The 23,854-nt window shown below is 60.9% G+C and carries 27 protein-coding genes; 16 read left to right on the top strand and 11 right to left on the bottom strand.

Annotated features, from left to right (window positions below):
- Window positions 1-13: 13 nt before the first annotated feature.
- Together JWU58_RS09290 and JWU58_RS09285 are read left to right on the top strand one after the other, a co-directional pair.
- Complete coding sequence (locus tag JWU58_RS09290) at window positions 14-742, top strand: SDR family oxidoreductase (protein WP_024013656.1); 729 nt, start codon at window positions 14-16, stop codon at window positions 740-742.
- A 41-nt stretch (window positions 743-783) separates the two neighbouring features.
- The gene (locus JWU58_RS09285; protein ID WP_206421811.1) at window positions 784-1,380 is read left to right on the top strand and encodes a 2-hydroxychromene-2-carboxylate isomerase; all 597 of its coding nucleotides are present in this window, start codon (window positions 784-786) and stop codon (window positions 1,378-1,380) included.
- Between the two features lie 44 nt (window positions 1,381-1,424).
- Here JWU58_RS09285 and JWU58_RS09280 read toward each other — a convergent pair whose 3' ends face one another.
- The 5 genes from JWU58_RS09280 to JWU58_RS09260 form a co-directional block, all read right to left on the bottom strand.
- Window positions 1,425-3,233 carry an aminopeptidase P family protein gene (locus JWU58_RS09280; protein WP_206421810.1) on the bottom strand — a complete coding sequence of 603 codons (1,809 nt, stop codon included), beginning with the start codon at window positions 3,231-3,233 and terminating at the stop codon, window positions 1,425-1,427.
- 68 nt (window positions 3,234-3,301) lie between these two features.
- Window positions 3,302-4,468: an aminotransferase class V-fold PLP-dependent enzyme gene (locus JWU58_RS09275; RefSeq protein WP_206421809.1), complete on the bottom strand. Its 1,167-nt coding sequence runs from the start codon at window positions 4,466-4,468 to the stop codon at window positions 3,302-3,304.
- Window positions 4,469-4,672: 204 nt separating this feature from the next.
- On the bottom strand, window positions 4,673-5,287 hold the full coding sequence (locus tag JWU58_RS09270; RefSeq protein ID WP_206421808.1) for a LysE family translocator: 615 nt from the start codon (window positions 5,285-5,287) through the stop codon (window positions 4,673-4,675).
- Between the two features lie 101 nt (window positions 5,288-5,388).
- Window positions 5,389-5,658 (bottom strand): hypothetical protein, encoded by a 270-nt coding sequence (locus tag JWU58_RS09265; RefSeq protein WP_123419085.1) that lies wholly within the window; start codon window positions 5,656-5,658, stop codon window positions 5,389-5,391.
- A gap of 101 nt (window positions 5,659-5,759) precedes the next feature.
- Complete coding sequence (locus JWU58_RS09260; RefSeq protein ID WP_206421807.1) at window positions 5,760-6,122, bottom strand: antibiotic biosynthesis monooxygenase; 363 nt, start codon at window positions 6,120-6,122, stop codon at window positions 5,760-5,762.
- Between the two features lie 93 nt (window positions 6,123-6,215).
- Here JWU58_RS09260 and soxR point away from each other — a divergent pair, with 93 nt between their 5' ends.
- From soxR to JWU58_RS09210, 10 genes are all read left to right on the top strand, one after another.
- Window positions 6,216-6,668: a redox-sensitive transcriptional activator SoxR gene (soxR, locus tag JWU58_RS09255; RefSeq protein WP_056788635.1), complete on the top strand. Its 453-nt coding sequence runs from the start codon at window positions 6,216-6,218 to the stop codon at window positions 6,666-6,668.
- Window positions 6,669-6,779: 111 nt separating this feature from the next.
- Window positions 6,780-7,238, top strand: a complete 459-nt coding sequence (locus JWU58_RS09250) for a VOC family protein (protein WP_095182163.1) — start codon at window positions 6,780-6,782, stop codon at window positions 7,236-7,238.
- Window positions 7,239-7,453: 215 nt separating this feature from the next.
- Window positions 7,454-8,653: a PepSY-associated TM helix domain-containing protein gene (locus JWU58_RS09245; RefSeq protein WP_024013663.1), complete on the top strand. Its 1,200-nt coding sequence runs from the start codon at window positions 7,454-7,456 to the stop codon at window positions 8,651-8,653.
- Window positions 8,650-9,192: a hypothetical protein gene (locus JWU58_RS09240; protein WP_016770801.1), complete on the top strand. Its 543-nt coding sequence runs from the start codon at window positions 8,650-8,652 to the stop codon at window positions 9,190-9,192. Before JWU58_RS09245 ends, JWU58_RS09240 begins: the two co-directional genes overlap by 4 nt.
- Window positions 9,189-9,527 (top strand): hypothetical protein, encoded by a 339-nt coding sequence (locus JWU58_RS09235; RefSeq protein ID WP_016770802.1) that lies wholly within the window; start codon window positions 9,189-9,191, stop codon window positions 9,525-9,527. The genes JWU58_RS09240 and JWU58_RS09235 overlap by 4 nt, the downstream gene beginning before the upstream one ends.
- Complete coding sequence (locus JWU58_RS09230) at window positions 9,524-10,099, top strand: DUF6162 family protein (RefSeq protein WP_206421806.1); 576 nt, start codon at window positions 9,524-9,526, stop codon at window positions 10,097-10,099. Before JWU58_RS09235 ends, JWU58_RS09230 begins: the two co-directional genes overlap by 4 nt.
- A gap of 35 nt (window positions 10,100-10,134) precedes the next feature.
- Window positions 10,135-11,064, top strand: a complete 930-nt coding sequence (locus JWU58_RS09225; RefSeq protein ID WP_123443495.1) for a metal ABC transporter substrate-binding protein — start codon at window positions 10,135-10,137, stop codon at window positions 11,062-11,064.
- The gene (locus tag JWU58_RS09220) at window positions 11,061-11,912 is read left to right on the top strand and encodes a metal ABC transporter ATP-binding protein (RefSeq protein WP_123443496.1); all 852 of its coding nucleotides are present in this window, start codon (window positions 11,061-11,063) and stop codon (window positions 11,910-11,912) included. The genes JWU58_RS09225 and JWU58_RS09220 overlap by 4 nt, the downstream gene beginning before the upstream one ends.
- Complete coding sequence (locus JWU58_RS09215) at window positions 11,912-12,811, top strand: metal ABC transporter permease (RefSeq protein WP_007917717.1); 900 nt, start codon at window positions 11,912-11,914, stop codon at window positions 12,809-12,811. The genes JWU58_RS09220 and JWU58_RS09215 overlap by 1 nt, the downstream gene beginning before the upstream one ends.
- Window positions 12,812-13,717 carry a metal ABC transporter substrate-binding protein gene (locus tag JWU58_RS09210; RefSeq protein WP_024013667.1) on the top strand — a complete coding sequence of 302 codons (906 nt, stop codon included), beginning with the start codon at window positions 12,812-12,814 and terminating at the stop codon, window positions 13,715-13,717.
- 176 nt (window positions 13,718-13,893) lie between these two features.
- On the opposite strand, the gene JWU58_RS09205 is transcribed toward JWU58_RS09210, so the two are convergent.
- The 5 genes from JWU58_RS09205 to JWU58_RS09185 all read right to left on the bottom strand — a co-directional run bounded on the left by JWU58_RS09205 (window position 13,894) and on the right by JWU58_RS09185 (window position 18,451).
- The gene (locus tag JWU58_RS09205) at window positions 13,894-14,118 is read right to left on the bottom strand and encodes an MbtH family protein (protein WP_016770808.1); all 225 of its coding nucleotides are present in this window, start codon (window positions 14,116-14,118) and stop codon (window positions 13,894-13,896) included.
- 82 nt (window positions 14,119-14,200) lie between these two features.
- Window positions 14,201-15,613 carry an aspartate aminotransferase family protein gene (locus JWU58_RS09200; RefSeq protein WP_123443497.1) on the bottom strand — a complete coding sequence of 471 codons (1,413 nt, stop codon included), beginning with the start codon at window positions 15,611-15,613 and terminating at the stop codon, window positions 14,201-14,203.
- Between the two features lie 106 nt (window positions 15,614-15,719).
- Window positions 15,720-16,241, bottom strand: a complete 522-nt coding sequence (locus JWU58_RS09195) for a GNAT family N-acetyltransferase (protein WP_123443498.1) — start codon at window positions 16,239-16,241, stop codon at window positions 15,720-15,722.
- Between the two features lie 207 nt (window positions 16,242-16,448).
- Window positions 16,449-17,771: an ATP-binding protein gene (locus JWU58_RS09190; protein ID WP_123443499.1), complete on the bottom strand. Its 1,323-nt coding sequence runs from the start codon at window positions 17,769-17,771 to the stop codon at window positions 16,449-16,451.
- On the bottom strand, window positions 17,771-18,451 hold the full coding sequence (locus tag JWU58_RS09185; protein WP_016770812.1) for a response regulator: 681 nt from the start codon (window positions 18,449-18,451) through the stop codon (window positions 17,771-17,773). The genes JWU58_RS09190 and JWU58_RS09185 overlap by 1 nt, the downstream gene beginning before the upstream one ends.
- A gap of 253 nt (window positions 18,452-18,704) precedes the next feature.
- On the opposite strand from JWU58_RS09185, the gene JWU58_RS09180 reads away from it, so the two are divergent.
- The 4 genes from JWU58_RS09180 to dsbG all read left to right on the top strand — a co-directional run bounded on the left by JWU58_RS09180 (window position 18,705) and on the right by dsbG (window position 22,855).
- A complete protein-coding gene (locus JWU58_RS09180) occupies window positions 18,705-19,397 on the top strand; it encodes a hypothetical protein (RefSeq protein WP_110601462.1) in 693 nt (230 codons plus the stop codon).
- Between the two features lie 97 nt (window positions 19,398-19,494).
- Entirely contained in the window at window positions 19,495-21,228 is a 1,734-nt protein-coding gene (gene dsbD, locus JWU58_RS09175) for a protein-disulfide reductase DsbD (RefSeq protein ID WP_206421805.1), read from the top strand.
- Entirely contained in the window at window positions 21,228-22,109 is an 882-nt protein-coding gene (locus tag JWU58_RS09170) for a TlpA disulfide reductase family protein (protein WP_123443502.1), read from the top strand. The genes dsbD and JWU58_RS09170 overlap by 1 nt, the downstream gene beginning before the upstream one ends.
- A complete protein-coding gene (gene dsbG / locus JWU58_RS09165) occupies window positions 22,085-22,855 on the top strand; it encodes a thiol:disulfide interchange protein DsbG (RefSeq protein WP_016770816.1) in 771 nt (256 codons plus the stop codon). Before JWU58_RS09170 ends, dsbG begins: the two co-directional genes overlap by 25 nt.
- 124 nt (window positions 22,856-22,979) lie before the next feature.
- Here dsbG and JWU58_RS09160 read toward each other — a convergent pair whose 3' ends face one another.
- On the bottom strand, window positions 22,980-23,792 hold the full coding sequence (locus tag JWU58_RS09160) for an alpha/beta fold hydrolase (RefSeq protein ID WP_206421804.1): 813 nt from the start codon (window positions 23,790-23,792) through the stop codon (window positions 22,980-22,982).
- Window positions 23,793-23,854 lie beyond the last annotated feature (62 nt).

The raw sequence follows: 23,854 nt of genomic DNA, 5'->3' as shown, positions 1-23,854 counted from the left end.
AAGGGATTCACCCATGAATAACAAGAAGGTCGTGTTGGTTGTCGGGGCCGGTGATGCCACGGGCGGGGCCATTGCCAAGCGCTTTGCCAGTGAGGGGTTTATAGCCTGCGTGACCCGGCGCAGCGCCGACAAATTGCAGCCTCTGGTTGACGCAATCATCGCTGAGGGCGGTGAGGCCCATGGTTTTGCCTGCGATGCGCGCAAGGAAGATGACGTCATCGCCTTGATCGAAGATATCGAAACCCGCGTCGGCCCGATCGAGGCCTTTGTCTTCAACATCGGCGCCAACGTGCCCTGCAGCATTCTCGAAGAAACCGCGCGCAAATATTTCAAGATCTGGGAGATGGCCTGCTTCTCCGGTTTTCTCAATGCCCGTGAAGTGGCCAAGCGCATGGTCACTCGGCAGCGCGGCACGATTCTGTTCACTGGTGCCACGGCCGGGCTGCGCGGTGCTTCTGGATTTGCCGCTTTCGCCGGAGCCAAACACGGCATCCGCGCACTGGCGCAAAGCATGGCGAGAGAGTTGGGGCCGATGAACATTCATGTCGCCCACGTCGTAGTTGATGGTGCGATCGATACCGACTTCATCCGCGACAGCTTTCCCGAGAAATACGCGACCAAGGATCAGGACGGCATTCTCGATCCAGGGCACATCGCTGAAAACTATTGGTATCTGCACAGTCAGCCACGGGATGCCTGGACCTTCGAGCTGGACCTGCGCCCATGGAACGAACGCTGGTAAGCCCTCCCCCCTCATTACAACAATAAGAGAGCGATTTGATCATGACGAAAACCGTGGAATTCTATTTCGACCTCGGCAGCCCCACCACCTATCTGGCGCACACCCAGCTAGCGAAAATCTGCGCCGATACCCAGAGCGAACTGATCTACATCCCGATGCTGTTGGGTGGCGTGTTCAAAGCCACCGGCAACGCTTCGCCGGCAATGATTCCGGCCAAGGGCCGCTACATGTTTCAGGACCTTGATCGCTTCGCCAAACGCTACGGCGTACAGCTCAGATTCAATCCGCACTTTCCAATCAACACGCTGATGCTGATGCGTGCCGTCACTGGCATGCAGATGCGCCAGCCGCAGCGTTTCGCCGAGTTCGTCGATTGCCTGTTCAAGGCGCTTTGGGTAGAAGGCCGTAACCTCAACGATCCGCAAACCGTTGCCGCCGTGCTGACTGAAAACGGCTTCGCCCCCCAAGAGATAATGGCGCTGACCAACGATGAATCAGTAAAAGCCGCACTCAAGGAAAACACCGAAGCCGCCATCAAGCGCGGCGTTTTCGGTGCCCCCAGCATGTTCATTGGCGATCAGTTGTTCTTCGGTCAGGATCGACTCGACTTCGTAGAAGAGGCATTGCGCCAGGATTGAAGCCGAGACCCAAGGCACCGCGAGCGGCGCCTTGGGTAAATCGATCAAATGGCCACAGTGCGCTCGTTCAGCCAGCTCAGCGCCGCGCCATCCAACAACGGACTCAGACGCTCGCGTACTTCGCTGTGATAAGCATTGAGCCACTGCTTTTCTTCGTGGGTCAGCAGGTCAGCAATCAGGCAGCGGGTATCGATCGGGCACAGCGTCAGGGTTTCGAACTTGAGGAAGTCGCCGAATTCGCTGCTGCCGGCCTCGCGGTTCATCGCCAGGTTCTCGATGCGCACGCCCCAGCGGCCCGGGCGATAAGTGCCGGGTTCGATCGAGGTAATCATCCCCGGCTGCATCGCCGTCTGCGGTGCCGGTGCCGCTTGATAAGCGATCACTTGCGGACCTTCGTGAACGTTGAGGAAATAGCCCACGCCATGACCGGTGCCGTGACCGTAGTCGACGTTGTCAGCCCAGATCGGCGCACGAGCGATGGCGTCGAGCAGCGGCGACAGAATGCCTTTCGGGAATCGTGCCCGCGACAGCGCAATCACACCCTTCAACACGCGCGTGCAATCCTGTTTCTGCTCCTGAGTCGGCGTACCCACCGGGACCATGCGCGTGATGTCTGTGGTACCGCCGAGGTACTGGCCACCGGAGTCGATGAGCAACAGACCATCACCCTCGATTACCGCATGCTCCTCTTCAGTAGCGTGATAGTGCGGCATCGCGCCATTGGCGTTGAACGCGGCAATGGTGTTGAAGCTCAGCGAAACGTAATCGGGACGACGTTCACGGGCAGCGGTAAGTTTCTCGTCGATGGTCAGTTCGGTGATGCGCTCGCGCCCCCACGCTGACTCCAGCCAAGCAAAGAATTCGCACAACGCCGCGCCATCCTGCTCCATGGCTTTACGGATGTGTTGAGCGTCGGCTTCGCTTTTCTGCGATTTGGCCAACGTAGTCGGGTTGAGACCCTCGACCAGTTTCACGCCACTGTCCAGGTTATCCAGCAACCCCGTGGTCACTCGCGCCGGATCGACCAGCAGGCTCGCGCCGCTCGGCACAGCACGCAACGCATCGGCCACTTCGCTGTAGTCACGCAGCGTCACGCCATCCTGCTCCAGTACCGCGCGCAGATCGGCATCGACCTTGCTCAGCGCCACAAACAGCGTGGCCTGTTGCTGATTGATCAAGGCGAACGAAACAAACACCGGATTGAACGAGACATCACCACCACGCAGGTTGAACAGCCAGGCGATGTCATCCAAGGTGGCGATGAAGTGCCAGTCGGCACCACGTTCTTGCAAGGTTTCGCGCAATTTCGCGAGTTTCTCGCCACGGCTGACGGTCGCTTGCGGCGGCAGATGCTGATAGATCGGCGCGTTCGGCAGGCTCGGGCGATCACGCCAGACTTCCTGCAACAGGTCGATATCGGTGCGCAGGCGAGCGCCGCGTACTTCAAGTTTGCTGCTCAGCGTGCGCGCCGAAGCCACCGCCATTACCGCGCCATCCACCGCAACCACGCCGCCCTCGGGGGTTTGCTCCGCCAGCCAGTCCAGCGGGCTCGGTTGCCCCGGTTGCAGCTTGACCAGTTCGATGCCGCTGCCGTTGAGCTCTTTCGTCGCCTGTTCCCAGTAACGACTGTCGGCCCACACACCGGCGAAATCCGCAGTGACGATCAGCGTACCGACCGAACCGTGGAAACCCGACAGCCATTGCCGGCCCTGCCAGTAACCCGGCAGGTATTCCGAAAGATGCGGGTCGGCGGACGGCACCAGCAGCGCATGGATGCCTTCGCGGCGCATCAGTTCACGGGTATGCGCCAGGCGCTGAGGCACCGATCCTTCGGTCAAGGTGTGGGAACTCATCATGTCTCCTGCTAATCGCGTCATCGTTATTGTTCGTAGCCTTCGCGGCCATGGAAAGCGTCTGCTGTTTAGAGCCCTGCCGCCCAGAATGCCGGGGCACTGGCACAGGCGGTGGTGATCAGGTCAACGGCCTTGTCGACATCCTCAACGGTGGTAAACCGCCCGAGGCTCAAGCGAATGGTGCGCCCCGCCAGCCGCGCATCGTGTCCGAGCGCGAGCAGCACGTGGGACGGCGCATTACTTGCGGAATTACACGCCGACGTCGCGGAAAACGCGATCGAATGGCTCAATGCGGCGCTGTTGAACTCGCCCTCGCTGAAGGTCAGGCTCAGGGTGTGCGGAATGCGTTGCGAGGCACTGCCATTGAGGCGCACGCCGGGCAACTTCAAAAGCTGTTCGAGCAAGCGTTCGCGCAAAGCGATGATGGACTTTTTCTCTTCATCAAATGCGTCGGCGGCCAAAGCGAAAGCAGCGCCCATCCCGGCAATCTGATGAGTCGCCAGGGTTCCGGAGCGCAGGCCACCTTCATGACCGCCGCCGTGGATCTGTGCCTGCAAGCGTTGCTGCGCCTGCGGGCCGACATACAAAGCGCCGATGCCTTTGGGCCCGTAGAGTTTGTGTGCGGAAAACGACATCAGGTCCACCGGCCAGCGGCTCAGATCGATCGCGACCTTGCCCGCGCCTTGCGCCGCATCCACATGAAACAACGCCTGCCGACTACGCACCACTTCGCCAATCGCCTCGACATCATTGACCGTGCCCAACTCGTTGTTGACCAGCATCAGCGAGACCAGAAAAGTGTCGTCACGCATCGCTTCGCTGACCGCTTGCGGCGTGATCAAGCCTTGGGCGTCCGGCACCAGATAGGTCACGGCAATGCCCGAGTCCTGCAATTGCCGCGCGGTGTCGAGAATGGCCTTGTGTTCGATCTGACTGGTAATGATGTGCCCGCCGCAAACGCCACGGGCCTGGGAGACGCCTTTGAGAGCGAGGTTGTTGGATTCGGTGGCCCCGGAGGTCCAGACAATCTGCTCAGGCTGCGCGCCGACCAGATCGGCGACTTGCCGACGTGCCTGCTCGACCGTCTGCCGGGCCTGCCGGCCAAACGCGTGGGAGCTGGACGCCGGGTTACCGAAGTTACCGTGAAAACCCAGACATTCGATCATCACCTGGATGACCCGCTCGTCCACCGGGGTGGTGGCGGCGTAATCGAAATACAACGGACGTGTGTTCATAAAGGACTCGCAGAGCGTGTTCCGGGATCAGGAGGCTCGTGTCTGCAAACGACGATGCACAGCCTCGTGAGCTGTGCATGGGTTCGAGAGCGTCATCAATACCTGATCGGATGCCGTTAAAGAAGTAGGGCTTCATTAAAAGTGCGTAGGAACGCTCCTGAAACCGAGCTTAACAGGCATCGGGCCGGCGATTGAAGCAATGCGTCAGTGAAAGCTTTCGAGAAGTAACGGATACAACGAGGTCACCAACAGCGCTGCCATGCCCCAATTGAACACGCGCAACCAGCGCGGATCTTTCAGCACATTGCGCAACAGCGTGCCGCACGCCGCCCACAGGCCGACACTGGGCAGATTGATGATGGCGAACACCGCCGCGATGATTACGACGTTATAGAAATAACCCTGCATCGGCGTGTACGTGCTGATGGCGCCGATGGCCATGATCCACGCCTTGGGATTGACCCACTGGAACGCCGCGGCGCCCAGATAGCTGATCGGTTTCGCCTCGCCGTGGGCACTGTCGCCGACCGGGCCGGAGTGGGCGATCTTCCACGCCAGATACAACAAATACGCCGCGCCGACATATCGCAGCACCGTATACAGAATCGGATAGGCCTGAAACACCGCGCCAAGGCCGAAGCCCACCGCTACCACCAATAAAAAGAAGCCGCAGCTGATGCCGAGCATGTGCGGAATGGTGCGGTTGAAACCGAAATTCACTCCGGACGCCAGCAACATGGTGTTGTTCGGCCCCGGTGTGATCGAGGTGACAAGGGCAAACAGGGCAAAGCCCAACAGCAGATCAAGCGAGAGGTTCATCGAGGCAGTCCATCCAGGGTCATTCAGCTGTTGACCCTATCCCACACGGCCCGGCAAACCCACGGACAGTTAGGGAAAACTTCAAGCAGTACAGTTTGCTTTCAGCTCGGGCGACCGTGCAGCTGTACGGCACGTTCGGCGCTCATCTCACCCTGTTGATCGAAGCCGAAAGTCTTCTGCGGCTGGCCGAGCAACTGGGCTTTTTTCGCGTGGTATTCGTCGAATGACAAGCCGCTGCGGTTCAGCGCTTCCAGCGCCAGTTCGCGGGATTCTTCAGCGGTGTATGGGCGCAGCTCTGGCGAAACATGGCCGGCACAACCGGCGAGTACGGAAACAGCGAGCATCAGCGAAACAGTCAGTAAACGGTTCATGGGAGCGTCCTGGCGAGCAATGTGGGGTCGATGGAGAAAGGCTACGCCCGGGCACGCTCGCGCAGAAATCAACGCTCTCAATAGTGGCTATCAGCTTTGCGCTAATACTGGCTGACCGGCAAAAGGCAGTGCAGCGCGTCGTCGTGGCTGCGGGCGATACTGCTGTGCACCTGGAACGAGTTGAAGGTCACGTTTTTCGCCCGATGGGTGCGGATCAATTGCCAGAAATCCTCCTCGCCGCTTTCGAAACTGCGAAACGCCGCCTCCCCCGCTTCGCGGCTCTGCCATTGCAAAAAGCTCAGCACGCGGCGGCCGTCGTCGCTGGCCTGCACGCTGGCGCTGAGAAACCCGTCGTAACGCTGGGCCAGCCCCTCGGTCTGCGTGGCCAGTGCCGAGACCAGCGCTGCTTGCTGGCGGGGTTCGATTTCGAATTCGATCAATTGGGTAAAGCTGCGATTGCTCATGGAAAGCCCCCACTCATCTTGAAGCGAGCCTTGCGACCCGAAGAGCTGCAGGGTAAAACCTCTAGTTAAGTCAAGGTCAAGAGTATTTTTTGCATGATCAGCAAGGACCAGGTGCACAAGCCTCTCACCGTCGGCGAAGTTGCGGCGCGCAGTGGCGTCGCGGTCACCGCGCTGCATTTTTATGAAGCCAAAGGTTTGATCAAGAGTGAGCGCAATGCCGGCAATCAACGCCGCTATCCGCGCGCCGTACTGCGCCGGGTGGCGTTGATCAAAGTCGCACAACGGCTGGGGATACCGCTGGCGGAAATCGGCGAAGCGCTGAAGATCCTGCCGCAGGATCGCGCGCCGTCGGCGGCGGACTGGAAAATGCTGTCTGAACAATGGCAGCGCGAGCTCGATGAACGGATCAGGCAACTTACGTTGATGCGCGATCAGCTCACCGGGTGCATCGGCTGCGGCTGTCTGTCCATGGAGGCGTGTCCGTTACGCAATAAAGGCGACATGCTCGGTGACCGAGGCCCAGGCCCGCACTTTCGCGATGAGTGATGACGCTGCTCGTCGGCGAACAATTTGCGCAGCAAGGACGGTTCTATAGTGATTGCTCCGGGTAAATCCGGTGTAACCACATCTGTTGAAAACAAAAACAGGGAGAACGTCATGAGCGTCAAACCCATTCCCGAGGGGTATCACAGCATTACCCCGTATCTCGGCATCCAACAGGCCGCCGAGGCCATCGAGTTCTACAAGAAAGCCTTCAATGCCAGCGAAGTCATGCGCCTGACCATGCCCGACGGCAACATCGGCCATGCCGAGCTGCGCATCGGCGACAGCGCGATCATGCTCGGCACGCCTTGCGACCAAGGGCCGTTGAGCAATCCACAGCAGGCGGTGTCGATCGGCTTGCACCTGTATGTCACCGATGTCGACCAGTCCTTTCAACAGGCGCTGGATGCCGGGGCGCAAAGCGTCTCCGAGGTCAAAGACCAGTTTTACGGTGACCGCAGCGGCACGCTGAGAGATCCGTTCGGCCATCTGTGGTTTCTCGCCACGCACAAAGAGGATCTGAGCGAAGAGCAGATTCGCCAGCGTGCGATGGAGATGTTCAGCCAAGGCTGAGGGCTTTTTTGCCTCGGATCGACCGGCAAAAATGCACTGCCGATGTAATTGCGAAACATTTACTTTCATATCCGCTTTCGGGATTTTCTTCGCTCATCCGTCTTATAGGAATGCAGGCCGTTCGCGTAGGCAAAAGCCACGAACGGCCTCCCGGGGAGTTCCGTGCTGCGAAGCCCGTAGCCCGGCCCCTTCCACCGCAATCAAGACGCGCAATCATGTCGAAGAAATCCCGTTCCAAACTGTGGTTCCTGGTGCATAGCTGGCTGGCGTTGCCGATCTGGTTCTTTGTATTGATCGTCTGTGTCACCGGCACGCTGGCAGTGGTCAGCCAGGAGATTGTCTGGCTGGCCAACCCGCAAATGCGCGCCAGTCAGCCGTCGGACGACGCGCCGCGACTGAGCTATGACCAGATTCTCGCCGCGATCAAACAGGCCGAGCCGCAAACCCTGGTGCAGAGCATCAATCGTCCGGACGAGTCGCACTTTGCCCTCGACGTCGAAGTCAGCTACCCCGACGGGCGCTCGTTGACGGTCTATGTCAATCCGTACACCGGCGTCATCCAGGGCACCGCGCCGGCCTTCGATTTCAAGGCGTTCACCCGCGCCCTGCATGGCTGGTGGCTGGTGCCGTTCACCAATGGCTACAGCTGGGGCTGGTATCTGGTGTCATTGCTCGGCGTGCCGATGCTGGTGTCGCTGATTACCGGGCTGGTGGTGTACAAGCGCTTCTGGAAAGGTTTTCTGCGCCCGACCCTGCGCGTGCGCCACGGCGCGCGGATTTTTTGGGGCGACTTTCATCGCCTGTGCGGCATCTGGTCAATCTGGTTCATCGCGGTGATTTCCATCACCGGCATCTGGTTCCTGATCAAGGCGATCCTGTTCGATAACCAGATTTCCATTTCCAGCGAACCGATCATTCCGGCGATGTCCCGCGAAAGTGTGCCGATCTCGGCCGCCGGCACCCCGCCGCCGCGTATCAGCCTGGATCGCGCCATCGAAATCGCCCAGCAGAAGATTCCGGGCCTGGAAGCCAGCTACGTCAACCTGCCGGGCAATGCCTACTCGCACATGAGCGTCAGCGGCCGTGGCTGGTATCCGCTGATGTATCAGACCGCGACTCTCAACCCGTACAACGGCGAAATGGCCTCCTCACGGTTGCTGTCCGATCGGTCCTCGCTGGAATTCGTCACCGAATCCATGCGCCCGCTGCACACCGGCGACTTCGGCGGCATCTGGATCAAATTGATCTGGTTCTTCTTCGGTCTGTTGCTGAGCATGATGATTCTCAGCGGCCTGCTGATCTGGACCAAGCGCACCGCGTTGGCCACCGCCAATGCGCTGAAACGCGAGGACAAGAAAAACCGCGTCACCGCCCAACCGGCGCTGCGCCATGAAACTTCGGAGGCGAGCCTGTGAACAAAGCCATCTCGGTCACACCGCCCTCGCGCCTGTCGCGTTTCTGGCACAAGTGGCGTTTCCACATCAATGTCCTGCTGTTGCTGATCCCGCTGGGCTTCATGCCGAAATACTTTGCCGATGCTTCGCTGTTTCGCGGCGACAGTGGCCTGGGCCAACGGGAAATAGGCACGGTTCAGGTCGGCCCGTGGAGCCTGCGCCTGGCCGAACTGCGTGACGAGGCGCCGCACCTTAGCGGTCCGGCTGGTTATATGAAGGATTTCACTGCCGCCGTCTGCGATACCTGTGTCGAACAGGTCAAGGCTACTTACCTGCGCATCGGCAAGCCGCGCAGTCTGCGCGCCGCTGGCACGATCTTCTTCGGTACGCCTTATCGCATGGGCACGCAAATGCCGATCCCGGCAAAGACCAAACCTGACGCCGAGCTGTGGATCACCATGGAAGGCTGGGACGGCAGCATGCACCAAGCCGCGATTCCCCTGAGCCAAGCCTCCCCCGCCACGGTTGCGTGGCTGAACAAACAAGGAGCCAAACCATGACTCGCTCACCCCTTCAGACCCGTTTGCTCGCCAGCGCCGCGCTGCTGCTGAGCGCCGGTTTCAGCGCCAGCGCCCTGGCGCACAACCCGATGTGCGAATGCAAAGCCATCGATGCCGAACAGATCAAATGCACCGGCGGTTTCTCCGACGGCAGCGGCGCGCCCGGGGTGACCCTCGATGTGATCGGCTATGACGAAACCATTCTGGTGCCGGGCAAACTCGGTGACGACTCAACGCTGACGTTCAAGAAACCCGGCAGCGAGTTCTATGTGCTATTCGATGCCGGCCCAGGCCACGTTGTGGAAATCGACCAAGCGGATATCGAAGCCCCATGAGTAGCCCGACGACGCAAGTGGTACGCCCGGCCGGCGCCGGTCATGAAACCCTCAATGTGCTGCTGTTGTGCCTGCTGATTCTCGCGGTCGCCGGCTCGGTGGTGGCGTGGCGCGGGGTTTCCCATGAACCGGAGCCGGTCGCGAGCAACCAGTACGACGCCCGCCGCGATCTCAGCGCCGCCGAGCAAGGCATCTATGCCGACCTGCGCGTGACCCTCGACGAAATCCGCTTGCTGCGCGAAGAGCAAAAAACCCTGCCGACGCCACAAATGCTCGCCGACGAAGGCTTCGCGCCGTTCGCGCAGGACGCCAGTTCGGTCAGCCGTGGTGGTCACGCATGGCAGATGCTCGCCGACCGCGCGTATTTCGGCCGTAGTGCGACGCCTGACGTCGCCGGCTCGTTTCTGATGCGTGTCGGCACTGACGCCAACGCGGCGCCGGACATCTGGCTGAACCGCAGCGCCGATTCCGCGCCTGCTGAAGATCTGTCTGACGCCGCGCTGTCCGCCGCTGGCTGGAAACAGATCGTCGCGCAATTCGATGCCGGGGTTACCCGCGAACATCGCCATTGATTCCTCGCCTTTATCCGAGAGAAGACTGCTTGCCCATGTCCATTTCATCTCCTCGCCGTTCCTTGTTACGCCTGTTTCTGCTTGGCCTGTGCGCCTGCCTGCTGAGCTCGTTGGCCAGCGCCGAGCAAGGCAAACGCCTGCGTATCGGCATCACTCTGCATCCGTATTACAGCTACGTCGCCAACATCGTCGGCGACAAGGCAGAAGTGGTGCCGCTGATTCCTGCGGGCTTCAATCCGCACGCCTACGAACCGCGCGCCGAGGACATCAAGCGCATCAGCGGACTGGACGTGATCGTGCTCAACGGCGTCGGTCATGACGACTTCGCCGACCGGATGATCGCCGCCAGCGAAACACCCAACGTCAAAACCATCGAAGCGAACGAAAACGTGCCATTACTGGCAGCCACCGGTGTCGCTGCGCGCGGCGCCGGCAAAGTGGTCAATCCGCACACGTTCCTGTCGATCAGCGCCTCCATCGCCCAGGTCAACAACATCGCCCGCGAGCTGGGCAAGATCGATCCGGACAACGCCAAGATCTACACGCAAAACGCGCGCGCCTATGGCAAACGCCTGCGGCAGATGCGCGCCGACGCTTTGGCCAAACTGACCCAGGCACCGAACGCCGAACTGCGCGTGGCCACAGTGCATGCGGCTTACGACTATCTTTTGCGCGAATTCGGTCTGGAAGTGACGGCCGTGGTCGAGCCGGCCCACGGCATCGAGCCAAGCCCGAGTCAGCTGAAAAAGACCATCGACCAGTTGCGGGAACTCGACGTCAAAGTGATCTTCTCGGAGATGGATTTCCCGTCCAGCTACGTCGACACCATCCAGCGCGAATCCGGGGTGAAGCTGTACCCGCTGTCGCACATTTCCTACGGCGAATACACCGCCGACAAGTACGAAAAGGAAATGACCGGCAACCTCAACACCGTGGTTCGGGCGATTCAGGAGTCGGGGGCATGACGTCGAAAGAAACCCTGATCCCTGACAACACCGATAACCCGGTGGGAGCGAGCCTGCTCGCGAAGGCGCCGGATCAGGCAACATCTTCGTTGAATGACGCACCACATTCGCGAGCAGGCTCGCTCTCACAGGGGATAACCGGGCCGGCGCTGGAGTTTGCGGATATCAGCCTGACCTTGGGGCGCACGACGATTCTCGACAAGGTCAGCTTCCAGGTGCAGCCCGGCAGCGTGCATGCGCTGGTCGGCCCCAACGGCGGTGGCAAGAGTTCGCTGATCAAGACCCTGCTCGGGCAGATGCCGCATCAGGGCCAGCTCAGTCTGCACTGGCCCGGCGAGCCCGGCACCATTGGTTACGTTCCGCAGGCGCTGGAGTTCGATCGTGGCCTGCCGATGACCGTCGACGATTTCATGGCCGCCATGTGTCAACGCCGCCCGGCCTTTCTCGGTTTGAGCAAACACTACGCCGGCGCCATCGGCGAAGCACTGGAGCGCGTCGGCATGCAGGACAAGCGCAAGCGGCGCATGGGCGCGCTGTCCGGCGGCGAGCGGCAGCGGGTGCTGCTCGCGCAGGGTTTGATTCCGGCGCCGCAACTGCTGGTGCTCGACGAGCCGATGTCGGCCCTCGATGAGGCCGGGATCCAGGTGTTCGAACGCCTGCTGACTGACTGGCGCGCGGCGGGCATCACGGTGTTGTGGATCGAACATGACCTGGAAGCGGTAGGTCGGCTGGCCGATCGGGTTACCGGTCTCAACCGCCGCGTGCTGTTCGATGCCACACCGCAACAGGCGCTGACTCCGGAACGTCTGCTGACGCTGTTTTCCACCCATCCACGGAGCGCGGTCTGATGAGCTACGAAGCCTTTCGTTTGATGGTCCAGGGTTGGGCATCGTCAGGTTATCTGCCCGAGGCGCTGGCCTACGGTTTTGTGGTCAATGCGCTGCTCGCCGGCCTGCTGATCGGCCCGGTGCTGGGCGGGCTCGGCACGCTGGTGGTGGTCAAGCGCTTCGCGTTCTTTTCCGAAGCAGTCGGCCATGCCGCGTTGACCGGTGTCGCCATCGGCATCCTGCTCGGCGAACCCTACACCGGCCCGTACGGCAGTCTGTTCGGCTACTGCCTGCTGTTCGGCATCCTGCTCAATTACCTGCGCAACCGCACCGGACTGGCACCGGATACGCTGATCGGCGTGTTTCTCTCGGTGTCACTGGCACTGGGCGCGAGCCTGCTGCTGATTCTCGCCGGCAAGATCAACGTGCACATTCTGGAAAACGTGCTGTTCGGTTCGGTGTTGACCGTCAACGGCAATGACCTGGCGGTGCTGGCCATCGTCGGTTCGCTGGTCATGGCCCTCGCCCTGCCGCTGTACAACCGCATCATGCTCGCCAGTTTCAATCCGCAACTGGCGGCGGTGCGTGGCGTAGCGGTGAAGACCCTGGATTACCTGTTCGTGATCCTGGTGACCTTGATCACCGTCGCGGCAGTGAAGGTGATTGGCGCGATTCTGGTCGGTGCCTTGCTGGTGATTCCGGCGGCAGCGGCGCGCTTGCTCAGTCAGTCGCTGAAAGGGTTTTTCTGGTGCTCGGTGCTGATCGCTACCGTCAGCACCCTGTGCGGGATTCTTGCGCCAATCGTCTTCGATCTGCCGATCCCGTCCGGCGCTGCGATCATTCTGGTCGCCGGCATCGCTTTCGCCCTCGCCGCCATTGCGCGCGGCGTCGTCCCCAGCCTGAAAGGGAACCTTGGATAAATGGCTTTTTCATTGCGTAACCTGACTCTGGCCATGGCCCTGTGTGGCGTGGTCTGCACTCCGTTGATGGCGGCTGAAACTGCGAAACCGTTACGCGTTCTGGCCTCGTTACCGATCACCTATGGATTGGGCGAAGCATTGCTCAAGGGTACCGACGTCAAACTTGAACGTGCGGCGCCGGCCAACCTGCCCGGCAGCCGCCAGACCGCCTATTTCACCGGCCGTGGCGCTCCGGCGCTGAGCAAACTGGCCACCGACGCGGACGCGGTAATCGGTCTGCGTTCGCTGTGGGCCGATGATCCGCTGTACCCGATCGCGCGGCGCAGCAATATCCGTATCGTCGAAGTCGACGCTGCGCGCCCGGTCGACGGCGCCCTGCCCGGCATCGCCGTGCAGCCGGGCCTGCAGGTTGATGGGCTGAACAGTCAGCCATGGCTGGCGAGCAACAACATGGGGCGCATGGCCGATGTGATGGCCGCAGACCTGGTGCGCCTGGCACCGAGCGCCAAGCCTGCAATCGAAGCCAACCTGGCGGCGTTGAAACAGCGTTTGCTGAAACTCAGCGCGGACACCGAAGCGCGTCTGGCCGAGGCGGACAACCTGAGCGTGATGAGCCTGAGCGATCACTTCGGCTATCTGATTGGCAGCCTCAACCTTGAACTGGCCGGACAGGATGCGCGTCCCGATGCCGATTGGACCCCAGAGGAGTTGAAGAAGCTGACAGCGACGCTCAAGGACAATGACGTGGCGGTGGTGCTGCACCATCGCCAGCCAGCGGAGCCGGTGAAAGCAGCGATTGCCGAATCCGGCAGCCGCCTGGTGGTGTTGAGTACCGATGCGGCGGATCCGCTGGCGGAGCTGGAGGGGAATGTGGATTTGTTGCTCAAGGGGTTGAGCGGAGCGTAGTTTTAGTAAGTCCGCGTTATCGTTCTTCGCGAGCAGGCTCGCTCCCACAGTTGAAATGCGATCCCCTGTGGGAGCGAGCCTGCTCGCGAAGAGGCCCGCACCCACAACGTCACTCTCCAGACATGAAAAAACCCGCTGACCATCACTGGTCCAGCGGGTTTTTTATGCCCGGTCGCTTATTGCGCCGCGACTTGTGCATCCATCTTCTGGCGCAGGCTCAACGGACGCATGTCGGTCCAGACTTCTTCGATATAGGCCAGGCATTCCTTTTTCAGGCCGCTCTTGCCCACGGTGCGCCAGCCTTGCGGCACAGCTTTGTAATCGGGCCAGATCGAGTATTGCTCTTCGTGGTTGACCACGACCTGAAAGAGGATGTCCTCGCGGTCGAATACTGACGTCATGCTGGTTCTCCATCGTTGTAAGGTCGGCTGCACAAAGAATGCAGCCGGGTATGTAGAAAGAACGTTCGCCGCGCGGAAAAATTTACAGCGCGGCGCTGGCAGCGGCCAATGCGCGACCGAAAATCTCGGCCACCCGGTCGATTTCCGCGGCAGTGATCACCAGCGGCGGCAGGAAGCGCACCACCGCGCCATGGCGACCGCCCAGCTCCAGAATCAGGCCACGCTTGAGGCACTCACGCTGGACCAGCGGCGCCAGACGCGCAAACGCTGGCGGATGACCGAGCGCGTCGGGCGCGCCGTTCGGGTCGACCAGTTCAACGCCGAGCATCAGGCCACGCCCACGGATATCGCCCAGCTGCGGGAAGTCGCGTTGCAGGATGTGCAGATGCTCGCTGAGTCGATCACCCATGGCGGCTGCGTGCTCGCAAACCTTGTGCTCCACCAGATAGCGCATCACCGCTGAACCGGCGGCCATGGCCATCTGATTGCCGCGGAACGTGCCGGCATGGGCGCCCGGTTGCCAAGTGTCGAGCCAGTCGCGGTACACCACCACCGCCAACGGCAGGCTGCCACCGATAGCTTTGGACAGTACAACCACATCCGGAACGATATCCGCGTGTTCAAAGGCAAACATCTTGCCGGTACGGGCGAAACCGCTCTGGATCTCATCAACGATCAACGCCACACCGGCCTTCTCGGTAATCCGGCGCAAGCCGCGCAACCACTCGATGTCCGCCGGTATCACGCCGCCCTCGCCCTGCACCGCCTCGACAATGACCGCCGCCGGCAATTGCACCCCGGCCTCGGGATCGTTGAGCAGGCTTTCCAGATAACTCAGATTGGCGTTGACGCCCGCTGCGCCGCCGAGACCGAACGGGCAGCGGTAGTCGTAGGGAAAGGGCATGAACTGCACGCCGTTGCTGAGCAAGGCACCCAGTGGTTTTTTCGGCCCCAGGCTGCCCATCAGGCTCAACGCCCCCTGACTCATGCCGTGATAACCGCCGGAAAATGACAGCACGGTGCCGCGCCCGGTTGCGGTGCGCACCAGTTTCAGCGCTGCTTCCACGGCGTCGGTGCCGGTCGGGCCGCAGAACTGGATCTTCGCTTGCGCCGCCAGCTCTGTCGGCAGCAGCCCGAACAGGTCCTGGACGAATTGATCCTTGACCGGCGTAGTCAGGTCGAGGGTGTGCAGCGGCAACTCATCGGCCAGCACTTGCTGGATCGCCTCGATCACCACCGGGTGGTTATGCCCCAGCGCCAGCGTGCCGGCTCCAGCCAGGCAGTCGATGAATGTACGTCCTTCAACATCCTCGACATACAAGCCCTTGGCACGCTTGAGCGCCAAGGGAATACGCCGAGGGTAACTGCGCGCGTTGGACTCCTGCCGGCTCTGCCGCGCCAACAACGGTGATTCGTTGAATTCGAACAACGTTTCCGCCGGCGCCGAGGCGACCCGGGCCGACGACGCTTCGATAAGACTGGTGGCGACTGACATCTCTCGACCCCTCAATTCGCTATGGATAGTGACCAGAACAGCACACCGACAGGTGCGCGTTCCGGTCGCGGGGCGCACTTGCAGGTTTTCCTGTTCTGGAAACGCTTCAGCGCGGTTCGGATTTACACCCTTGATCGAGTTGTCCGGCCGGTGAGGACAAAGGTTTGCGCAGCGGCACGGTTTGCAAGCCGTTGGAAAGACCGGGTGGCGCTGCCTGTTGGTAACCCAGGTGCCGATAGAACCCCTCGGCGGTGCGGGTGCTGTTGAGGTGAGCATTGCGCACACCGCGAACCCGCAACCAGCCTTCGACATTCTGCATCAGCGCCCTGCCGACGCCTCGGCGGAAGGATTCCGGCTGGACGTAACACAGCAGGATTTCGCCACTGACCCGGGCCATGCCGACACCGACCGGTTTGTCATCAAGCAAAGCGACGCAGAGATAGAAATGTGGGTCGGCGAGCCGGCTACTGATGAAATCGGCGGAGGAGCGGTTGAGCCAGTGGTTGACCAGAAGCGGATGGTTGCGGTGATCGAGTGCACATCCGATGCGGATCGAGCGCTCGACTATACGGTTGATGATGCCGGTGTCGGCCAGGGTGGCCGAACGTACGCAGACGGGTGCTTCCATGGCGCAGTTCCCTCAATCCATTGAGTCAAAGCTGGGTTGACCTTAGCCCCAACCCTGGCGGATAGCGAACGCCGAGAAGTTACATTTGATGTGGCAGAACATGTTTTTTTGTGGGAGCGAGCCTGCTTGCGAAAGCGTCGGACCAGTCAACGTCGATGTTGAGTGAGTTACCGCATTCGCGAGCAGGCTCGCTCCCACATGGGACGGTCAGAGGGCTTGCAACGGCATGGTCAGTTCGACCCGCAAGCCATCGGGGCGGCTGTCGAAATGCAGGGCGCAGTCACAGCGCTGAACAATCGCCTGGACAATCGCCAGACCCAGCCCGCAACCGGTGCTCTGCCCGTTGCGCCAGAAGCGTTGGGTCAGATGCTGCAAATCATCTGGCGCAATGCCAGGACCATGGTCACGCACGACAAAACGCACGCGATTGCCGATGTTTTCCAGATGGACCTCGACCGCGCAATCTTCAGGCGTATGGCGCAGGGCGTTGTCGAGCAGGTTACGCAGTGCAGCAATCGCCAGCACGGCGGGCATTTGCAGCGGCGCGGCGGACAGGTCGTCCGGCACGTGCAGTTTGATCCGCAGCCGTTCACCGCCGGTGGCGTCCTGGATCGCCAGTCGGGCCACTTGCTCGGCGCTGCATTGCGAGCCGTCATCGAACGACAGACTGCCTTCGACCCGCGCCAGCAGCAGCAACTGTTCAAGGGTGCGATGCAGGCGATCGGCGCCCTCCTCGGCGCGGGCCAGCGATTGATCGCGGGCACTGCCGTCGGTCATGCGCGCGACTTGCAGGTGGGTCTTGATCGCCGTCAGCGGACTGCGCAGTTCATGCGCGGCGTCACCGGTCAAGCGACGTTCACGCTCGATGGTCTTGCCGATGCGCTGGAACAATTGATTCTGGGTTTCCAGCAACGGCTTCAATTCGCTGGGAAACGCCTGCAACTGCAATGGCTCAAGGGAATCGGCATTGCGCCGCATCAGCGCCTCGCGCAGACGATTGAGCGGAGCCAGCCCCTGACCGATGCCCAGCCACAGCAGGCACAGGCAACCCAGCAAGGCCACACCGACCGGCACCGAAGCGGCGAGCAGAATCGACATGTTCAAGGCTTCGCGTTCGATCTGCCGATCCGCCGTAGTGATGCGCACATCGCCCCGGGCCAGGGTGAAACTGCGCCACGGTGCGCCGTCGATCATCTGATCGTGGAAGCCCATTTTCTCGGCTTCCAGCGCTTGCTCGGGGTTGTTGTGGCTTCGCGCGAGAATCTCGCCGCGCAATGAGCTGACCTGACAGGCCATGCCGCCGGGAATGTTCAGCTGTTCAGCACTGAAGTGGGTGCCCTCACCTTTGCTCGGCAGCGTCGGCAATTGCTCGAGCAAGCCGGCGACCATGCGCGCGGAGGCAACCAGACGCTGGTCGAGAGAAAACATCATCTGATTGCGTAGATCGCTGAGCATCCACGCCGCCGCCAGCGCCCAGATCAACGCGAAGGCAGCGCCGAGCGTCAGACTCAGGCGCAGGCGCAGACTCATCACTTGCCTTGCTCTCCGCCATCGGCAGGCCCGAGGCGATAGCCCAGACCACGCACGGTTTCGACGATGCCTTTGCCAAGCTTGCTGCGCAGATGATGGATATGCACGTTCAGTGCGTTGCTTTCCAGTTCGTCGTTGAAGCCGTAGACGCTGTCCTTCAGTTGCTCGGTGGACAGCACCCGGCCGCGATTGTGCAGCAATGCCTGCAACAGCGACTGCTCGCGGCGCGACAGGTCCACCGGTTGCCCGGCGAGGCGGGTTTCGCGGCTGCTCGGGTCGTAAGTAAGCGCGCCATGCTCGATCAGATTGACACTGCGCCCGGCCACTCGGCGCAACAGGGTTTGCAGGCGAGCGAACAGTTCGCGCAGGTCGAAAGGCTTGAGCAGGTAGTCGTCAGCGCCGGCCTGCAGACCGTCGACACGATCGGTCACCGAGTCACGGGCAGTGAGGATGAGAACCGGGATTTCCAGGCCGCTCTGCCGCAATTGCTGGAGCAACTTTAGGCCATCTTCGTCGGGCAACCCGAGATCGAGAACCATCACGTCGAATTCGGCGACCTTGAGCATCGCCCGCGCCTTGGACGCGGTATTGACGTGCTCGACGGTCAGGCCCTGTGCCTTGAGCCCGGCGACGATGCCGCTGGCGATCAGCTCATCGTCTTCGCAAACCAGTACGTGCATAGGGGCTCCGGAAATAAAAAAGGCGAGTGAAGCAGGCAAGGATTAAGGGGCAATTATGGCGGCACACGTCGACTTCGCAAAGCTGCAAGAGAATGCAATCAGGTTGTCGCAGCCCAGCAACCCACGCGAGCCTGCCATGCAAACTTTATCACCCCGCTATCCATTCAGAAACAATTCCAGCCTTTATCGCCATCGCAACTTCATCTAGTTTCAACTGGCAACTTCAACCCCACACTTAAATGGACTTTTAAACATGACCAACTTGAATAACTTTGTTGCCATAGACTGGCGCTCCGGCCCTGATCGTATTTATTTTTTCTTCAAGGACACCGATACCTATTCGCGCTTTGATCTTGGCGACAATAGTGTCCCGTCCAATTATCCAGCCGCCACGGCAGGCAACTGGGACAACTTTGCCCCGTATACCAAAGATCTGCGCTTTGGCTTGACTACCACTTCCTTCGGCTGGAACGCCGGAAGTGACGAGGATATTGCCTGGCTTTTCTTTTATGACGGAACAACTCCGATGGTCTGCAAATACGATCAGGACAGCGATAAAGTTGCCGCCTTCTACAAGGTAGCCGACTCGGTATGGAAGCCGATTCTTCCATATTTTGACAAGATCATCGCCGGCACCTGGTTTCAACTGACCGGCCACCCTTTCCTGTTTCGATTCATCCTCGATGACGGCCACTACTTGTCTTTCGACTACAAGGCCAAGACCGTCAAGTACAACCGTTTCGGCGAATATCAGCTGGCCGCGCTGAAACCTTACAAGGACCGGATAATCACCGCGGCGCAGAATGACCGGACATTTGCAGACAGTTACTGGTATATCTTCCTGACCAACAATCAGTACCTCACTTACAACATTCAGTCCGACCGACTCGTTGCCGGCCCCAGAACCATTGATGACGGTAATTGGCCCGGCCTGCTGCGCGGCTGATTGGTCAATCCCGGCGAGCCTAGTAGGATAGGGTTAATTATCGGTTAATCGCCGCCGCCCATCCTGCACCCCACTTGCACAGGGACAAGGCTCCTCCATGCGTCATTTTTTTCTTCTGTTTGTTCTACTGGTTTCCGGTCTGGCTCAGGCCGGAAACAATCCGTTCGAGTCCAAGCCGGACTTTTTACCCGTCGACAAGGCATTCGTACTCACCTCCGAGCTTCTGGACTCGGGCGAAACCCAGCTGTTCTGGCAGATCACTGACGGCTACTACCTGTATCAGAAACGCCTGAAATTCGACGGGCTGGCCGCCGATCAGCAGCCGGTGTTGCCTGAAGGCGAATCCCACAGCGATGAGTTTTTCGGCGAGCAGCCGGTGTACCGCCAAGGCCTGGAAGTGAAAATCCCGGCAGCGGCCAGCGGTCAGATCAAGGTCAGTTATCAGGGCTGCGCCGATGCCGGTCTGTGCTATCCACCGCAAACCCGGGTGATTGACCTGGGTGGCAAAGCCGCAGCAACAACAGGCGCTGAAGCCCCGGATCAGGCTTTGGCCAGCAGTCTGCAACAACGGGCGCTGGGCTGGAGTCTGCTGGTGTTCTTCGGCCTTGGCCTGCTGTTGGCGTTTACCCCGTGTTCGCTGCCGATGCTGCCTATTCTCGCCGGGATGATCGTCGGCAGTGGCGCCACACCACGGCGCGGGTTTGCCTTGGCCAGCAGCTACGTGATCTGCATGGCACTGGTTTATGCGGCGATGGGCGTGATTGCTGCGCTGCTCGGTGCGAACCTGCAGGCGTGGTTGCAGAATCCTTGGTTGCTCGGCGCATTTGCCGCCATTTTCGTGGTGCTGGCATTGCCGATGTTCGGCTTCTTCGAGCTGCAACTGCCGGTGGCCCTGCGTGATCGTCTTGAACATGCGTCGCGCAGCCGCAGCGGCGGCAGCCTGATCGGCGCCGGTGTGCTGGGCGCATTGTCCGGTCTCTTGGTCGGGCCGTGCATGACCGCGCCACTGGCCGGCGCGCTGCTGTACATCGCACAGAGCGGTAACGCGTTGCACGGCGGTCTGATTCTGTTTGCACTGGGCATCGGCATCGGTGTGCCGCTGTTGCTGCTGGTCACCGTGGGCAACCGCTTCCTGCCAAAACCCGGGGCGTGGATGAATCTGCTCAAGGGCATATTCGGCTTCCTCTTTCTTGCCACTGCATTGTTGATGCTGCGCCCGGTACTGGACCCTTCGTTGTGGTTGGGGCTGTGCGGCGCTCTGCTGTTGATCGCCGCTTACAGCGCCTGGAAACAATCCGCAGGCTTTGGCCGCGTCGCACAGGTGTTTGGCGCCCTGTCCTTGTTGCTCGGTTTGTGGGGCAGCTTGTTGGTGATCGGTGCGGCGGGCGGCAGTGATGATCCGTATCAGCCATTGCAGGTCTACAGCGCCGGCCCTGTCGCCAGCGCGGCGCCGGCGGGTCACGATGCCTTCACCACGATCAAGGAACCTGCCGCCCTGCAACGCGAACTCGATGCAGCCAAGGCTCAAGGCCAGTGGGTACTGCTCGATTACTACGCCGACTGGTGCGTGTCGTGCAAGGTCATGGAGAAGAAGGTGTTCGGTGAAGCCAAGGTCATGCAGGCCCTGAGCGATGTGCGCCTGCTGCGCCTGGATGTGACCGCCGACAACGCTGCCAGCCGCGAGCTGCTCAGTCGCTATAAAGTGCCGGGGCCGCCGACGTTCATCTGGATCGGCGCTGACGGCGAAGAACGCCGCAGCCAGCGCATCACCGGCGAGGTCGATGCCGATACCTTCCTGCAACGCTGGTCCGCCACCCGAGATGCCAACTGATGCTGACGTTCACCCTCGGCACCTTCGCCATCGCGCTCAACCACCTGCTGCTGATCAGTGCTCTGGCGCTGGCGACATTTGTCGGCTGGCGGGTGGCCAAGCGCGGCGGCGATAACCCCGAGTCGGCGCTGTTCAGCCTGTTCTTGCTGGGCATGCTCGCGGCGCGCATTGCGTTTGTCGCGTTGTACTGGTCGCACTATCGCAATGACCCGTGGCAGATCATCGATCTGCGCGACGGCGGTTTCCTCGCCTGGCCCGGAGTGATCGTGCTGTTGCTGGCGGCGTTGTATCGCGGCTGGCGTCGGCCCGCTTTGCGTCGACCGTTGGGCTTCGGCGTGGTCAGTGGCGTGGCGTTCTGGCTGCTTGCCAGCCTGTCGCTGAATATCTACGAACAGGGTACGCGGCTGCCGGATATATCCCTGCGCAACGCCGCCGGGGAAAAGATCAAGCTCAGTGACTATCAGGGCGGCCCGCTGGTGATCAACCTGTGGGCGACCTGGTGCCCGCCGTGCCGACGAGAAATGCCGGTGCTGGAAAACGCCCAACAGCAGCGCCCGGATCTGACGTTCTTGTTCGTCAATCAGGCCGAAAGCATGCAAAGCGTGGCAACGTTCCTGGAAACCCAGGGCCTGAGCCTGAACAACGTGCTGTTCGACCGCGGCGGCCGTCTCGGTCAGGCCGTTGGTTCCATGGCGTTACCGACTACGCTGTTCTATAGCCCGGACGGTCGCTTGCTGACCAGTCATCTCGGTGAACTGTCGAATGCCAGCCTCGCCCGCGCCTTGGAAACCTTCGACACTTCGCCTTCAAGCCCGAATCAGGCCGTTGCCCCGGCCACCTCTGCAAGGAAACTGCCATGCCCCGCCTCCGCCACCTGCTGACGCTGACCCTGGGCACTGCCCTGCTGCACTTGCCGTCGGTACAGGCTGCTGAAGAACTGCCTGCGGCGATCAAAAAGATCGAAGCCAAGGGCGCGAAAATCGTCGGCCAGTTCGACGCCCCCGACGGCCTGCGCGGGTACGCCGCGCAATACCAGAACCGCGGCATGGCGCTGTACCTGACCCCGGACGGCAAACACGTCGTGGTGGGTAACCTGTACGACGCCGATGGCAAGGACCTAAGCAGCGAGCCTTTGCAGAAACTGGTCTACGCGCCGATGTCCAAGGAAGTCTGGGCCAAGTTCGAGGCGAGCAACTGGATTCAGGACGGCAACAAGGATGCACCGCGCACGGTGTACCTGTTCAGCGATCCGAATTGCCCCTACTGCAACATGTTCTGGGAACAGGCGCGGCCATGGGTCAAGGCCGGCAAAGTGCAGTTGCGCCACATCATGGTCGGCATCATCCGCGAAGACAGCCCGGGCAAATCAGCCGCGCTGCTGGCGGCGAAAGACCCGGCCAAGGCCCTGGAAGATCACGAAAAGGCCGGCAAGGGCAGCGCGCTAAAGGCCATGAAAGACATCCCGGTCGCCGTGCAAACCAAACTCGCGGCGAACATGCAGTTGATGGAAGACCTCGAACTGCAAGCCACCCCGGCGATTTTCTACATGGACGACAAAGGCGAACTGCAACAGCAGCAAGGCGCGCCATCGCCGGACAAGCTGGTGAAGATTCTCGGGCCTAAGTAGCTTTTTCATTGCTTGGACCGGCCCTTTCGCGAGCAGGCTCGCTCCACAGTTGACGCATTCCCTCAGCCAGAATGCGATTAACTGTGGGAGCGAGCCTGCTCGCGAATGAAGCTCACTCGGTGTGTCAGTTGCGCTCGGCCAGAAACGCCAGCAGCGCCTCAGTGACAAACTCGGGATTCTCCAGATTGGAGATATGCCCCGCCTCCGGTACCAGCACGCACGGGCAACCAATCAATTCAGCCATTTCCCGTGCTTCCGAGGGTGGTCGCGGTTTGTCCTGATCGCCGCACAGCACCAGTGTCGTCGCCGGGTTCAGCTCGCTCAGACGTGGCAACAGGTCGTCGCGGCCAAACGTGATGCGTCCCATCGGTACGATGCTGTCGCGCAGACGCTCGGGCGAGTAGCTCTTCAATTTCGCGCGGAAGTCCTGATATAGCGCCGACTGCGGGTCGATGCCCGGGCGGAAGAAGATCGGTACGACAATGTCGAGCAATTGTTCGGAGATGGTGCCGCTGTCTTCGATCTGCTTGAACAACGAGAAGTAATACTGCCGGGTCGGTTCCGGCTCGACGCCGACGTAGGTGTCCATCAGCACCAGACCGTTGAGACGTTGCGGTGCGGACAGTGCCAGGCGCACGCCCCACATGCCACCGACGGATAGTCCGACGAGGGTGACGCGATCAATGTCCAGATGATCGAGCAAGGCCTGCGTCTGACGGGCAATGTCGTCCAGCGAGGTTGTGCCTTCGGGTAACTTGCCGGACTCGCCATGCCCCCACAGATCCACGGCAATGACGCGATAGTGCGGGTTCAGCGCGGCGATCTGCGGCGCCCACATCGCCTGGTCCCAAAGGTAACTGCCGGCCAGCAACACGGCGGGGCCGGTGCCTTGATCAATGTAGTGCAGTGCTTGTCCGTCAACCGTGAAAAAGGGCATCGACCACCTCCGCGAGAAAAAACAGAACCGGCAGACTGAGCTGCCGGTTGTTGATCGTCAAG

It is taken from the genome of Pseudomonas atacamensis (assembly GCF_017167965.1).
Classification (GTDB): domain Bacteria; phylum Pseudomonadota; class Gammaproteobacteria; order Pseudomonadales; family Pseudomonadaceae; genus Aquipseudomonas; species Aquipseudomonas atacamensis.
The sequence above is the reverse complement of the archived record's forward strand: the minus strand, read 5'-3'. Positions and strand labels throughout refer to the sequence as shown.

What these genes read in the sequence shown, in the direction of transcription:
- JWU58_RS09290 (WP_024013656.1), top strand. Translation starts at nt 14, where the DNA reads ATGAATAACAAGAAGGTCGTGTTGGTTGTCGGGGCCGGTGATGCCACG.
- JWU58_RS09285 (WP_206421811.1), top strand. Translation starts at nt 784, where the DNA reads ATGACGAAAACCGTGGAATTCTATTTCGACCTCGGCAGCCCCACCACC.
- JWU58_RS09280 (WP_206421810.1), bottom strand. Translation starts at nt 3,233, where the DNA reads ATGAGTTCCCACACCTTGACCGAAGGATCGGTGCCTCAGCGCCTGGCG.
- JWU58_RS09275 (WP_206421809.1), bottom strand. Translation starts at nt 4,468, where the DNA reads ATGAACACACGTCCGTTGTATTTCGATTACGCCGCCACCACCCCGGTG.
- JWU58_RS09270 (WP_206421808.1), bottom strand. Translation starts at nt 5,287, where the DNA reads ATGAACCTCTCGCTTGATCTGCTGTTGGGCTTTGCCCTGTTTGCCCTT.
- JWU58_RS09265 (WP_123419085.1), bottom strand. Translation starts at nt 5,658, where the DNA reads ATGAACCGTTTACTGACTGTTTCGCTGATGCTCGCTGTTTCCGTACTC.
- JWU58_RS09260 (WP_206421807.1), bottom strand. Translation starts at nt 6,122, where the DNA reads ATGAGCAATCGCAGCTTTACCCAATTGATCGAATTCGAAATCGAACCC.
- soxR (WP_056788635.1), top strand. Translation starts at nt 6,216, where the DNA reads ATGATCAGCAAGGACCAGGTGCACAAGCCTCTCACCGTCGGCGAAGTT.
- JWU58_RS09250 (WP_095182163.1), top strand. Translation starts at nt 6,780, where the DNA reads ATGAGCGTCAAACCCATTCCCGAGGGGTATCACAGCATTACCCCGTAT.
- JWU58_RS09245 (WP_024013663.1), top strand. Translation starts at nt 7,454, where the DNA reads ATGTCGAAGAAATCCCGTTCCAAACTGTGGTTCCTGGTGCATAGCTGG.
- JWU58_RS09235 (WP_016770802.1), top strand. Translation starts at nt 9,189, where the DNA reads ATGACTCGCTCACCCCTTCAGACCCGTTTGCTCGCCAGCGCCGCGCTG.
- JWU58_RS09230 (WP_206421806.1), top strand. Translation starts at nt 9,524, where the DNA reads ATGAGTAGCCCGACGACGCAAGTGGTACGCCCGGCCGGCGCCGGTCAT.
- JWU58_RS09225 (WP_123443495.1), top strand. Translation starts at nt 10,135, where the DNA reads ATGTCCATTTCATCTCCTCGCCGTTCCTTGTTACGCCTGTTTCTGCTT.
- JWU58_RS09220 (WP_123443496.1), top strand. Translation starts at nt 11,061, where the DNA reads ATGACGTCGAAAGAAACCCTGATCCCTGACAACACCGATAACCCGGTG.
- JWU58_RS09215 (WP_007917717.1), top strand. Translation starts at nt 11,912, where the DNA reads ATGAGCTACGAAGCCTTTCGTTTGATGGTCCAGGGTTGGGCATCGTCA.
- JWU58_RS09210 (WP_024013667.1), top strand. Translation starts at nt 12,812, where the DNA reads ATGGCTTTTTCATTGCGTAACCTGACTCTGGCCATGGCCCTGTGTGGC.
- JWU58_RS09205 (WP_016770808.1), bottom strand. Translation starts at nt 14,118, where the DNA reads ATGACGTCAGTATTCGACCGCGAGGACATCCTCTTTCAGGTCGTGGTC.
- JWU58_RS09200 (WP_123443497.1), bottom strand. Translation starts at nt 15,613, where the DNA reads ATGTCAGTCGCCACCAGTCTTATCGAAGCGTCGTCGGCCCGGGTCGCC.
- JWU58_RS09195 (WP_123443498.1), bottom strand. Translation starts at nt 16,241, where the DNA reads ATGGAAGCACCCGTCTGCGTACGTTCGGCCACCCTGGCCGACACCGGC.
- JWU58_RS09190 (WP_123443499.1), bottom strand. Translation starts at nt 17,771, where the DNA reads ATGAGTCTGCGCCTGCGCCTGAGTCTGACGCTCGGCGCTGCCTTCGCG.
- JWU58_RS09185 (WP_016770812.1), bottom strand. Translation starts at nt 18,451, where the DNA reads ATGCACGTACTGGTTTGCGAAGACGATGAGCTGATCGCCAGCGGCATC.
- JWU58_RS09180 (WP_110601462.1), top strand. Translation starts at nt 18,705, where the DNA reads ATGACCAACTTGAATAACTTTGTTGCCATAGACTGGCGCTCCGGCCCT.
- dsbD (WP_206421805.1), top strand. Translation starts at nt 19,495, where the DNA reads ATGCGTCATTTTTTTCTTCTGTTTGTTCTACTGGTTTCCGGTCTGGCT.
- JWU58_RS09170 (WP_123443502.1), top strand. Translation starts at nt 21,228, where the DNA reads ATGCTGACGTTCACCCTCGGCACCTTCGCCATCGCGCTCAACCACCTG.
- dsbG (WP_016770816.1), top strand. Translation starts at nt 22,085, where the DNA reads ATGCCCCGCCTCCGCCACCTGCTGACGCTGACCCTGGGCACTGCCCTG.
- JWU58_RS09160 (WP_206421804.1), bottom strand. Translation starts at nt 23,792, where the DNA reads ATGCCCTTTTTCACGGTTGACGGACAAGCACTGCACTACATTGATCAA.